This window comes from Niallia endozanthoxylica (assembly GCF_008710145.1).
GTDB lineage: Bacteria > Bacillota > Bacilli > Bacillales > Cytobacillaceae > Bacillus_BD > Bacillus_BD endozanthoxylica.
The window spans coordinates 24,216-36,811 of record NZ_VYKL01000011.1; the positions used below are offsets into that span (position 1 = coordinate 24,216).

At 40.7% G+C, this 12,596-nt stretch carries 11 protein-coding genes; 1 reads left to right on the plus strand and 10 read right to left on the minus strand.

Annotated elements, in window-relative coordinates; genetic code table 11:
* Window positions 1–26: 26 nt before the first annotated feature.
* Both spoIIID and F4V44_RS05100 read right to left on the minus strand, forming a co-directional pair.
* A complete protein-coding gene (spoIIID, locus tag F4V44_RS05095; protein WP_071393313.1) occupies window positions 27–299 on the minus strand; it encodes a sporulation transcriptional regulator SpoIIID in 273 nt (90 codons plus the stop codon).
* Between the two features lie 439 nt (window positions 300–738).
* A complete protein-coding gene (locus F4V44_RS05100) occupies window positions 739–1,752 on the minus strand; it encodes a M23 family metallopeptidase (RefSeq protein WP_150438924.1) in 1,014 nt (337 codons plus the stop codon).
* A 375-nt stretch (window positions 1,753–2,127) separates the two neighbouring features.
* Between F4V44_RS05100 and F4V44_RS05105 the strand changes: the two genes are divergently transcribed.
* Window positions 2,128–2,553, plus strand: a complete 426-nt coding sequence (locus tag F4V44_RS05105; RefSeq protein ID WP_150438925.1) for a VanZ family protein — start codon at window positions 2,128–2,130, stop codon at window positions 2,551–2,553.
* Window positions 2,554–2,676: 123 nt separating this feature from the next.
* Here F4V44_RS05105 and spoIID read toward each other — a convergent pair whose 3' ends face one another.
* The 8 genes from spoIID to nuoL all read right to left on the minus strand — a co-directional run bounded on the left by spoIID (window position 2,677) and on the right by nuoL (window position 12,560).
* Window positions 2,677–3,711 (minus strand): stage II sporulation protein D, encoded by a 1,035-nt coding sequence (gene spoIID / locus F4V44_RS05110; RefSeq protein WP_150438926.1) that lies wholly within the window; start codon window positions 3,709–3,711, stop codon window positions 2,677–2,679.
* A gap of 521 nt (window positions 3,712–4,232) precedes the next feature.
* A complete protein-coding gene (murA, locus tag F4V44_RS05115) occupies window positions 4,233–5,543 on the minus strand; it encodes a UDP-N-acetylglucosamine 1-carboxyvinyltransferase (RefSeq protein WP_150438927.1) in 1,311 nt (436 codons plus the stop codon).
* Window positions 5,544–5,574: 31 nt separating this feature from the next.
* Window positions 5,575–6,303: a YwmB family TATA-box binding protein gene (locus F4V44_RS05120; RefSeq protein ID WP_191090575.1), complete on the minus strand. Its 729-nt coding sequence runs from the start codon at window positions 6,301–6,303 to the stop codon at window positions 5,575–5,577.
* 211 nt (window positions 6,304–6,514) lie between these two features.
* Window positions 6,515–6,757, minus strand: coding sequence for a DUF1146 family protein (locus F4V44_RS05125; protein ID WP_396897475.1), 243 nt, complete (start codon window positions 6,755–6,757; stop codon window positions 6,515–6,517).
* Window positions 6,758–7,204: 447 nt separating this feature from the next.
* The gene (locus F4V44_RS05130) at window positions 7,205–7,504 is read right to left on the minus strand and encodes a DUF810 domain-containing protein (protein WP_150438929.1); all 300 of its coding nucleotides are present in this window, start codon (window positions 7,502–7,504) and stop codon (window positions 7,205–7,207) included.
* Window positions 7,505–7,653: 149 nt separating this feature from the next.
* On the minus strand, window positions 7,654–9,180 hold the full coding sequence (nuoN, locus tag F4V44_RS05135; RefSeq protein ID WP_150438930.1) for an NADH-quinone oxidoreductase subunit NuoN: 1,527 nt from the start codon (window positions 9,178–9,180) through the stop codon (window positions 7,654–7,656).
* A gap of 6 nt (window positions 9,181–9,186) precedes the next feature.
* Window positions 9,187–10,695 carry an NADH-quinone oxidoreductase subunit M gene (locus tag F4V44_RS05140; protein ID WP_150438931.1) on the minus strand — a complete coding sequence of 503 codons (1,509 nt, stop codon included), beginning with the start codon at window positions 10,693–10,695 and terminating at the stop codon, window positions 9,187–9,189.
* Window positions 10,692–12,560 carry an NADH-quinone oxidoreductase subunit L gene (nuoL, locus tag F4V44_RS05145; protein ID WP_150438932.1) on the minus strand — a complete coding sequence of 623 codons (1,869 nt, stop codon included), beginning with the start codon at window positions 12,558–12,560 and terminating at the stop codon, window positions 10,692–10,694. Before nuoL ends, F4V44_RS05140 begins: the two co-directional genes overlap by 4 nt.
* Window positions 12,561–12,596: the final 36 nt, after the last annotated feature.

A 12,596-nucleotide genomic window follows, 5' to 3' on the forward strand; every position in this document is an offset into this window, starting at 1 on the left:
TATCTATACTCAGCGGAAAAACCGGCTTATTGCACCGGTTCTTCCTCAAATTCTTCTTTCTTGTATTTGAGTTTCGTTGCTTCGCCCCCTCGGAGGTGGCGGATGGATTTATGATAATCTAAGATTTCTTTGACTTCATTTGCTAGATCAGGATTGATTTCAGGAAGTCTTTCTGTCAGGTCTTTATGGACTGTACTTTTGGATACGCCAAACTCCTTCGCAATCACGCGAACTGTTTTTCTCGTCTCCACGATATACTTTCCAATCTTGATAGTTCTCTCTTTGATGTAATCGTGCACACACTCGCCCTCCCCAATTTGGATGTGAGAAGTGTGAAATGAGACTCGCCTCTTTTGTCCGTGAATTATTGGATACCCGCATGATACCCCCATCTCTTTCATACGGTCGAAAGCATCTGCTTTCTGAACTTACAATGTATAAACAGGTCCAGAGCTAGATTTATCTTCATCTCAAACGACTCCTCACCTCAAACACTCTCTTTGTAAGGTTTGTAACAGTTTATTAGCATCACGGCAGGAATATGCACAATTTCAGCAATCTGAGCAAAAATTAGGGAATTTTTTTACGATATGGGTTCGAATTCTAGAGAACTAGCAGAATGGACGATAAACATTTAATGAAACGTTTACATTTTTTAGCCTTCACTGTTTTGAAAAAATAAAAAAGGTGTCGGGACCATAATATTGTTCCTGACACCTTTTTTTATTTATGCAATCATTATGCATCTTGATTTGTTTTATTAGTAGATTCTTTCTCTTGCTTTTTGTCAGCGTCTTTTTCATCTGCAGGCTTTTCAGAATCAGTTGATTCCTTTTTATCTTCTGCAGGCTTCTCTTCTGTCTGCTTGTCTGAATCAGCTGGAGTTTCTGTAGACTCTTCTTGACCTTCAGTCGCATTTGAACTGTCCTTATCGGCTGCAGGGTCTTTCTTCGTCTCTTCTTGGCCCTCTTCGTTCATTAACTCTTCTTCTTCGCTAACACCATTATCACCAGTTGTTTGCTCTTCATCAGCAGCTGGCTCTTCTGTTATTGTAGATTCTTGTAACTCACTAACCGGTTTGTTTAGAAATTTTTCAGGATTTACAGGTACACCATTTTTACGGATTTCAAAATGAATATGTGTGCCTGCTTCTTCATTGAACAAGCTTTGTCCAGCCGTCGCAATCGCTTGTCCTTGCTCGATTTCGTCACCCACTTCAACCTTCATCCCTTTAATAGATGAATATTGAACAACGATATCATCACTGTGTCTGATTTCGATTACGTTTCCTAGAAGTGCATCTTCTTCCACTCTTGTTACGGTTCCGCTTAATGATGCGATGACATCAAATGCTTCACCGTCTTTTACCGTAATATCAATTCCTGTGTTTGGATGGTATTGATTTTGGTAAACAACTAGAGCTGCTTCCTGATCTTCAGCCTTCGCGTTGTCTTCATAGAATTTCTTTTGAATCACAACACTGCTGCTGTCTTTTGCAGTAAGCGGAAGTTTCACGTTTTCCATCGCACGCGCTACTTCAATAGCTTGATCTTTTGCATTCTGTCCAGGAACATCTGTCCCATTTAGACTAAACTTATCTGAATCAATTGCATTGTCCGTGCTGCTGTTTTGATACCATAAAACACCGGTTAGAATAAGGGCTGCACTCGCAATATAAACAGCTGGAAATACCCAACGCTTTTTGAAATAGCGTTTAAAACCTCGAGAAGTATTTTTTTCTTCCTCTCTCATTTATCATCACCTCAGCAATCATTCTGAACAAATTGCTAAGTTTATATACCTTCCTGGAAAAAAATTTTTACTCCTTATTTTTCGACAAAACGTTTATAATTATTCATAGTTATTGTAAAAATTTCATTCGCATTGTTCTGGACTACTCTAAAGCATTACCGTAATGGGGGACAGTCCCCCATTACGGTAATGCTTTAAAATGGTGTAGTGTTAGTTTTCTTACTTTTATTTACTTTATTATTTATGAGGCTTAAGCAGCGCAAGAATTGTTTTTAGCAGGTTTAGTTGCTCAAGACAGAATATACTCGAAAATGGCTTTGGAACATTGAGTTTTATAAATCATTTATATAGTAGATTGGTGGTATTAGTATTATTATGTTAAAAATACTTTTAAGATTGTTTCCCTTCATTTATATAGTTACGATTTGGGTAATGTCGAGTATGCCTGATAATGCGGTGGTCGAGCTGCCAGATTCAGAATGGGATGCCAATATTAAAGAATCGCTTCATTTAATCGAATTTGGCATTCTTTATGTCTTGCTCGTCCTGGCACTCTTAACGTTCAAAGGATTAACAGCAAAGCGAAACATTATTCTTATCATTATTGCCTCTCTATATGGGATCATAGATGAAATCCATCAATCCTTCGTCCCATACCGCTCTGCAACCATAATAGACGTGGTCAAAGACATCACAGGCGTCCTAGTAGCCTCCTGGATTTTATATGGAGCTTATCAGAAAAAAAGATTTTTAAAGCTTGGGACATTATTGAGGAAATTAGAGAACACCTCAACGCGGTAATATAGCGGGGGACTGTCCCCCAATGCGGTAAAGCATTAATAAGATGAGGGACTGTCCCCCGCCGCTTTAATGCGGTGATGAACAGTCCCTCTTTTTTATGTTTATGACCTTATATACTTAACGTTATTTCTTCGCTGTAATTGTTGTTATGAATGGTTCTGAATCAGCGATTTGGACTCCCTGGTAATAGTATTGAACAATATCTGCGTATTTCTTTCCTTCTTTCGCCATTCCATTTGCACCGTATTGGCTCATACCTACTCCGTGACCGTATCCTTTTGTGTTAATGACGATATTGTCACCCCTGCGCTCCCATGTAAAGTCTGTGGACATGAGACCCAATTTATTACGAATATCCTTCCCGCTTACTTCTTTTCCATTAATATTAACCTTCGCCACCCGCTTGCCTTCTGTTCGTTCGATTACTGCACCGATGGTTTTATTATCCGAAAGCTTAACACCTAGCTTTGCCTCAAAATCTTTAACGGAAATAATTTTTTGACCGTTGTATTTAGGAGATTGTTTGTCCCAAGGACTTTCTACACTTTTTAAATAAGGCAACGAATTAGGCCATATGGCTTCAGAACTTTCTGTATAGCCATTGCTTGTGGAAAAGAAAGTTGCATCAATCGGGGTACCGTCATACGTTAGAATCTGCCCTTGCGTTTCTCGGACTGCCTCTTTAATTTTTTCCATCTTCCACTCAAAATTAGAGGGTCCCCAAATTTGCTTTAGTTCATCCGGGCTTTTATATACTTGGAAAAACTCCGTGTCAGCAACATTGGCATCCTTTGGCAGCTCCACACTCTGATTACTCATCAATTGCTTCACAATATACGTACGGGCTGTTAAAGCTTGAGCCTTAAGCGCTTCCTTTTCAAAATCTGCTGGCATTTCAGATGCGACAACACCTGCTACATATTCTTCAAGAGGAATGCTCTCCACATCTTGCTTGGCAGTCCGATAGACAGCTACGTCAATTGAAGGAGCTGCAGTTACCTCTGCTTCCGGCTTTTCTCGTGCTGCTTCTTTGACATCCTCCCCAAGCTTTCCACTTACCTTTTCTTCACCAAATGGAAGTACCACAAACGTCGGAATCATCAGGGTTACAATGAATAATAGTGCTGCTAGTAGAACGACCGGTTTGAATTTCTTCATGATTATCCTCCATAATGAATAAAATGTTCACAATAAGTGAACAGCGGAGCACTTCCGCACTTTACCGTAGTGGGGGACTGTCCCCCGTTGCGGTAACGCTTTAACGTTCCAGGGGACTGTCCCCCATCGCAGTAAATCCCCGCCGCAGTAACACATTAAATCCTTTCCTATTATTTTGATCAAACGTTCAGAAAATCTCTTTCACATTTCATTCATATGGAGATGGACAAGTTTTTATGACTAATTTTGATCTATGCATATTTTTCATTTTTTTGGGTAATAATATAATATAGGGAGAAATAATTGAGGATAATAATAGGGTTTGAGAATTGTGTAAAATCAATAGCTAAATAAACAGCAAGGGAACCTGTCATAGCTTAAGCATCTTTTCTCTCACAGGAAATCATTCGAAAACGCAAGCACAAACAGCACAAACTCCAACCAAATACTTCCCAAATCAAAAACAAAGCAAAAAACCGCACTCGGTTTCCATGCGGTTTTTCTAAGAGTTATAGTTTGATTTAGGCATTAAGATCTGAAATATATTTTTCATCGTAGTTAATCACTTCATCTGCTTCGTTGACTCTTTCGATGTCTGCACCAAGAGAAGCCAACTTCTCATGGAAGTTCACATACCCACGGTCCAAGTGCTTTAGTTCTGTTACGCGTGTCATACCGTCAGCGACAAGTCCAGACACGATTAACGCAGCTGCTGCGCGAAGATCAGTTGCAGCAACTTCTGCACCTTGAAGGTTTGCCGGTCCATTAATGACAACAGAACGTCCTTCAATTTTCAAATCCGCATTCATTCTACGGAATTCTTCTACGTGCATAAAACGATTTTCAAAAACCGTCTCTGTAATCATAGAAGTTCCCTTTGCCTGAAGCAATAATGCCATCATTTGTGACTGCATATCAGTTGGGAAACCAGGATGCGGCATCGTTTTGATGTCAACAGCCTTCAGATTGTCAGATCCAATTACACGGAGACCTTCAGTCTCTTCAATGATTTTCACGCCCATCTCTTCCATTTTTGCGATAAGAGATGTTAAATGCTCAGGAACAGCACCCTTTACAAGCACATCTCCGCCAGTAATAGCGGCAGCTACCATAAAGGTTCCGGCTTCGACACGGTCTGGAATGATGTTGTGATCAGCGCCAAACAGCACATTCACACCTTCAATTTTGATTGTACCCGTACCTGCACCTTTGACCTTAGCACCCATCTTGTTAAGGAAGTTTGCTAAGTCAACGATTTCCGGCTCTTTTGCAACGTTGTCGATAATAGTTGTTCCTTCAGCAAGAACAGCCGCCATCATAATATTCTCCGTTGCACCAACACTTGGGAAATCTAAATAAATTTTCGCGCCGCTCAGGCGGCCATCTACTTCTGCTTCGATAAAGCCATTTCCGACCTTAACCGTTGCACCCATGGCTTCAAAGCCCTTTAAGTGCTGATCAATTGGACGTGAACCAATGGCACAGCCGCCTGGTAATGCAACCCTTGCACGGCCGTTTCTTGCTAAAAGAGACCCCATAACTAAAACTGAAGCTCTCATTTTACGCACATATTCAAACGGTGCTTCTACATTTAACTCTTTTGATGCATCCACGACAACAGTGTTATCCTTAAATGCCACTTCGGCACCCAAATAACGCAATACTTCATTGATGGTATATACATCGGAGAGTGTAGGCACATCCCGAATAACGCTTCTTCCATCACTTGCTAACAGTGTTGCGGCGATAACAGGTAAAACGGCGTTTTTTGCCCCCTCTACTTTGACAGTTCCGTTTAACCTTTTTCCGCCACGGACGATGATTTTTTCCAAAGTATTCCCCTCCGCGTCCATTATCTCTATATTAATATTCAACTGTAATGATTGGTGTGCCAACTACGAGGGTAGTATTTCCGCCCAATCCTTGATTTCTTACTCCAAGTTGCAGATTCATCTCTTCTTTTTGTCCTTTTATCGTTTCTGAAAAAATCTTCGAATATGCTGTTGTCGATACAAAGGAGTTTTCTTCAAGTTTTTCAATTGCTTTTGCATCAAATGCCTGTAACAAATGATTTACTCTACTAGGCAAAGACTTATTCATCTTATCACCGAACTCACTATATATACAAGAGAAAATATTGGCTTTTCCTTGAAAAATGTCGCTAATTTTTTCGACAACCGCTCTTTGTAAAAATTCCTTCGTTTCCTTTTGCCAGCCCTCTCCGGTTACCTCATAAATCAAATAGCTTTGCATATGGTTACCTTCACCGGCAGAAAGAATTTGAAGCGTTTCATTCAAGCCATTGCCAGCTGCCATTACAGCTTTCGCTTCCCATTTTTCATTATCTTCAGTAATTTCCCAATCTAAATTGGGATACGCCTTACTTAATTTATTCATTTTCTCCTGTACTTGGACGTTTCCCAAATCTTGTCTTGCATGCAACGTCCATTTATTGATGATAATATTCTCGCCTTCTAATATTGACACCATCTTAAAGAGATCCAGTTCGCCCTTTCCCTTTGCACTTTCCATGTTAAAAAGAACCATTCCAACCACTGATAAAGTGACAATCACAAGGATTATTTTTTTCATACACCGTACCCCTCCCCTTAATACCATTGTTACCAAGCGAAGGAGTAACATACCCATGAAATAACGTCACTTTTTGACAACGACTTTGTAAAAAAATGCACAAATTTGATGTCTATGTATTGTGAGCAGGTAATAATACCATATCATATAAAATTGTACTAAAAATCTTCCATTCGCAAACGTGTATGAAGACCTATCTTTTTTCCAAATTCTATTCCAATAATAGCGGAAGTTGCTGTGACCATGCCAGATAGTCGAGGAAAAAGTTACTAACGACTGAACCGATTGCAATCGACAATAATATATAAAGCACTCTCGCTTGGACCACCCGATTGGCGCGTAAAAACTTCTCAAAGTTGATTGCCATTAATGCCCACCAAGTTAGCGCAATAAAGGCAAGATGCGAGATTATACTCAAAATCGCCTGAGGTCCATACTCCGTTAACACCATCATCTCCTCCTTTTACAAACCAATCCTTATTTTACCACACTCTTCAATCACCCTCACATAAAATAATTTATGCTGCTATGGAACTTTTGCTGACTGTCAGAAAACATGCTGTACGATATATAAAACGAATCAGTCGATAAAAAGGTTTCAAAATTTACAAAATTATTTCAAAATTATTTCAAAATATTGCAAAAAAAAATAACCCATAAATATTATTCGAATCCCCCTATAGATTTATGGGGGTACATTAAAAAAAATTCTCTAAAAAGGTTCTTTAGACGTAGAGAACTCTATAAAAGAACCACACCGGTATTCTAGAAATCTGCGGCTTTGAACTGTTTATCCACGTCTTTTTTACCATATATCCACTGAAAAAAGGCGCCAAATAAGGCGCCTTTAGGTGTTTTGATTATTATTTTTTCGCTGCTGATAACCTTACCACAGCAGCTATTAGAGTTTCCATTTCGGAAAATCCTGGTCCTTTTGTTTCTCATATTCTTGCATTCTGGAAAATGCGTTTCCCAGATTTCGCACAATATATCCTTGAGAACCTTGCGTTTCTACGTTTCCTTTTAACTCTTCAATCTTAATATTGGCAAACATTTTGGCGATTGAAGCTAAACTTGCGACTGTATCCATTAGTTCGGGGTTATCGTTATTGTACCTCTTAGAAATGGAGTAAATATAATCAAGTCTATTTCCAATATGTGTCAATGTTTCACGCTCAAACGGTTCCTGTCCATTTTTCATATGATTTCACTCCTCATACTCAAGCATATGTATTAAAAGTGAAATGTTGACCTAAAAAGGAAAATAAAGCACAAAGAGGTTTTACCGCTTCCTACTAAAAAAAAGAAGAGCCGAAATCACGATGATTTTAGCTCTTCTTTCCTTATATCCTATCGCAAAAAGTCTCCAAACTCATAAAACTGTGTTTGCAGGAAGTCAAATGCCAGATTCGGGAAAATCCCGAATAGGACACTGGCTGCGACACAGACGATGATGACAATTCCTATTCCGACTGGAATCTTTATCTTCGGCAAACTCTCGCTTCCCTCTGGAGCTTGTTTGAAAAAGATCTGTGCCAAAATCCTGAAATAATATACATATGACACGACGGTTGTTGCAATCATGATGCCGACTAACAGATAATTGGCCTGCTCGCGAACAAGTGCCCCTGTGATAATGTTCAGCTTCCCGATAAATCCAGCCGTACCTGGGATTCCGGCAAGGGATAATACTAAAATACCCATTGCCACGGCTAAGAGCGGTTCTCGTTTATACAAACCGGCAAAATGACTCAAATCCTCTGAATCTGATTTTTCCGTCACCAATTGAATAATCGCAAAGGCCCCCATATTCATGAACAGATAGGCCACTAAATAGAACCATAGGGAATCAAACATAAACAATGATAACGCCGCAACGGCCACTAACAGATAACCGGCATGTGCGATACTCGAATACGCAAATATCCGCTTGATGTTACTTTGGCGCAATGCCACCACATTTCCGATAATCATTGTTACAGCGGCAACAATCGCGATGTAAGGTTCCATATTCACAAGAATGGATGTGGAACCTGGACCATTTGTAGCAGCGGCCGCAAAAATCGATAGAATCATACGGACAATCAGCGCAATGCCGGCAGCCTTTGATACTACACTTAGAAAGGCTGTGACTGGTGTTGGTGCACCTTGGTACACATCCGGAGCCCACATATGGTACGGCGCAGCAGCAATTTTAAAGGATAAGCCAACAAAAATCATCAAGAAGGCAATCACGAGTAAGTACACATGCTGCGAATCATGGATTACCATCAGTACATCTCGCATCTCAGTCAAATTCGTTGTGCCTGTTAACCCAAACACATAACTCATACCAAACAACGTAATGGCAGAAGATAAACTTCCGTTCACCACATATTTCATCGCAGACTCATTGGACTGCAGATTGTTTTTTCGAATACCTGCTAATACATAGGAAGAAATGGATAACAATTCGAGTCCTACATATAACGTAATCAAGTCTCCGCTTGACGTCATAATCATAGCGCCCAGAAGCGCAGCTAAGAATAGATAGAAGAACTCGCCTCTATATTCCTTCATGCCTTCCTTCGGCTCATAGCTGATGGCCAGAAGCATAACCAGCCCGGCACCAACGAGTAAAATCAATTTAAAAGCCTTCGCAAAGGCATCCAGCCTGAATGTATCATATAAAATCGATGCCACATCTTTATCTAAGAGCCCTGCCAAGGACACAATCGCAGCCAAAATACCGACAAAGCCAATCCAGCCGAGAATTTTGCGGTTCTGCGTTTTTGGCATAAATAAATCAAGCAAGGTTATGATGGTCAAGACCCCAAGGATGATGAACTCAGGCATCATGATACCCCATTCAAATGATAACAATGTTTCGAGATCCATCCCTCATCACCCTCCGATCCTAAGCATAATAGTTTCTAATGTTGACTGCAGCGGTTCGCTCAGTATATTTGGGTACACACCGATTAACACAATTAAGGCAAGTAGCGCAACGGCTGGTACAAATTCGACAGGGCTAAGATCCTTTGCTCCGTACCATTTCCAGTTTGCACTTCCATACGTAATGCCAAGCACTGCGCGAAGCAGGTAAACAGCCGTCATAATAATTCCGATTGCCCCAACTGCTGCAAGTACTGGTAACTCTTTAAATAGTCCTAAGAACGCCATAAATTCACTGACAAATCCAGACATTCCTGGCAAGCCTAAGGATGCCATCCCGCCGGCTAGTAAAAAGCCTGCAGTAATTGGCATAGCCTTCGCCATTCCGCCGAGCTTTTCGAACTGTGTTGTTTGTGTTCTTTCATAAAAAACACCGACTAGGAAGAAGAGCAATGCGGAAATTAATCCGTGGGACACGACCTGGAAAACAGCCCCCTGCACTCCTGCTTCATTTAAGGCACCTAATCCGATTAACACAATTCCCATGTGAGAAATCGATGAATAAGCTAACACCATTTTGAAATCCTTTTGCACGAAAGCGAGGAACGCTCCGTACAACAAATTGATGACTCCAAGAACAGCAAGCATGACGGCCATTGATTTAAACTGCTCTGGGAAAATGCCCATTCCAAAGCGGATTAAACCGTAAGCACCAATTTTTAAAAGAATCCCTGAGTGAAGCATAACGATGGATGGCGGTGCCTGAACGTGCACGCGCACCATCCAGCTGTGCAATGGGAAAATCGGCAGCTTGATGCCAAATGCCACAAGCAACGCAATAAACAAACCGAGCTTCAAATCATCAGACATACTAGCAATTAGCTGAGGATTATCCGCTGTCATCATTGCCTGCAATGCCTCAATATTTGTTGTGCCTGTGCGGGCAAAGAACACAATAATGACAATCAAGAGGATCGCAGAACCAAGGCCGTTATAAATTAAGAAGCTATATGCTGCTTTTACTTTTTCCTCGTAACCCCATTTTCCGATTAAAAAGAAGGTTGGAATTAAAGTCATTTCAAAGAAAATGAAAAATAAAACTAAGTTTTCAGCGGCAAAGACACCGAGCATTCCTGTTTCTAACAACAGGAACAGCATGAAATACCCTTTCCATTCTTCTTTTATATGAATGGAGGCAATCGCAGCAAGTGTTGCAACAATCGCAGTTAAGACGATTAGCACAAGCTGAAAGCCGTCTACTCCAAGTTCATATTTAATCGTAAATAATTCTCCGTATTGAATCGCATTTTTAAACGCAATCCAGTCCAGCTTTTCGCTCAACGTCGCTAAATTTAGCCCTGAGCGGTATTGGAAAAATAAACTTAACGAAATCACTAGCGCTGGAATCGTTGCTAAGAGGCCAATAAGCTTCAGCAGCTTTTCCTGCGTTTTTGGAATAAATAATAGCGCGAGTACTCCAATAAGAGGGGAGAAAATCAAGAACGATAATAGACTCATTTAAAATACCCCCCTGTTACGGCATAGATGACAACTAAAATAGCTAAGCCCACGAAAGCAAAGGCCCCGTACATCTGAATCTGTCCGTTTTGCACCTTTGAACCAAAGTGTGCCAGTGAAGAAATAATGCCTTGTACGAGTTTGACCAATCCTTCGACAATGAACCATTCCATATATTGAAGAATCAAGCTGAATAGCTTTGTGATCTTTACTACCGTGTATTCATAAAGCTCATCCATAAACCATTTATTATACGAGACGCTGTAGGCAAGCGGGAATCTTCTGGATAACCAATCGCGGTAAATAGACTTTTTCCCGTAAATTAACCATGCCAAGTAAATACCAAGAAGTGAAACAATCGTTGCCACAAGCATAATCCAAATCGGTGCTTCATGATGCCCGTGTCCAAGCAACTCGTTTCCTTCTGTTAACCAATCGCCTAAGAAGTTTCCAAACCATGGTGTGTTCATATATCCGGCAATCACTGCTAAAACACCCAGAACGATCATCGGTATGGTCATTACTGACGGTGATTCATGAACATTATCCGTTTTGCTTCTTGCTTCTCCTGAAAAGACCATAAAGAATAAACGGAACATATAAAAGGCTGTTAAGAATGCTGTAATAACAGCTAATGTGAACAAGATTGGATGACCCGCGTTCCATGTTGCCACAAGAATTTCATCTTTACTGAAGAAACCTGATAATAACGGCACACCGCTGATGGCCATCGTACCGATTAAAAACAACATGCTTGTTTTGGGAATTTTCTTCCACAAACCGCCCATTTTTTCAATATCCTGCGTATGAACGGCGTGAATCACGCTTCCAGCAGCAAGGAATAATAATGCTTTGAAAAAGGCATGAGTGGTTAAATGGAATACGCCTGCTACATAACCGGCAGATCCTAGAGCAAGCATCATGTAGCCCAGCTGGCTGACGGTTGAGTATGCTAGTACTCTCTTAATATCTTTTTGCGTAAGAGCGATGGTTGCGGCAAAAATAGCCGTAATGCCGCCAATTACTGCAACTGTCATCAACGCGGTTTCGCTCGCCGCAAATAGCGGGAACAATGATGCAACTAAATACACACCGGCAGCAACCATTGTTGCGGCGTGGATGAGTGCGGAAACAGGCGTCGGACCTTCCATGGCATCCGGAAGCCAGGTATGGAGCGGAAACTGACCTGATTTTCCAACTGCCCCGACGAAAATAAGGATGGCTGTCAGTGTAATCATTTCATAAGAAATCTCATTCGACGTAACCGCTTTGAAAATGGCATCATATTCAAAGCTTCCAACCTGCCAGAATAAGAGAATCATCCCGATTAATAGACCGACGTCACCGATACGGGTCATAATGAAGGCTTTTTTTGCTGCTGCCTTCGCTTCTTCTTTGTAAAAATAAAACCCGATTAATAGAAATGATCCTACTCCGACTAATTCCCAGAAAATATAGGTTTGCAGTAAATTAGGTGAAAGTACAAGTCCGAGCATTGAAAATGTAAACAAACCTAAATAGGAATAGAATACAGAAAATCGGTCGTCACCTTTCATATACCCAACTGAATATGTATGTACAAGAAAGCTGACAAGTGAGACGATGACTAACATTAATGCATTCAATTGATTGACTTCAAATCCCACCGTAAGCTCTAATTCCCCGATTTTCAGCCAAACTGCTTCTGATTTAAAGGTTGGAGCTGTGAAACGATCAATAAGCACCAACACTGAATAAATAAATGAGGCGAATGCCAGTAGAATGGCAATATAGGAACTTGCCTCTTTCAGCCGCTTGCCGAAAAGGACGAGAAGTAGAAACGATAGTAGCGGGAAAAGCGGTATGATCCATGCGCTTTCCATCAAATTCAGATCCCCCTTTTTGAGGTACCCATCTGCAGG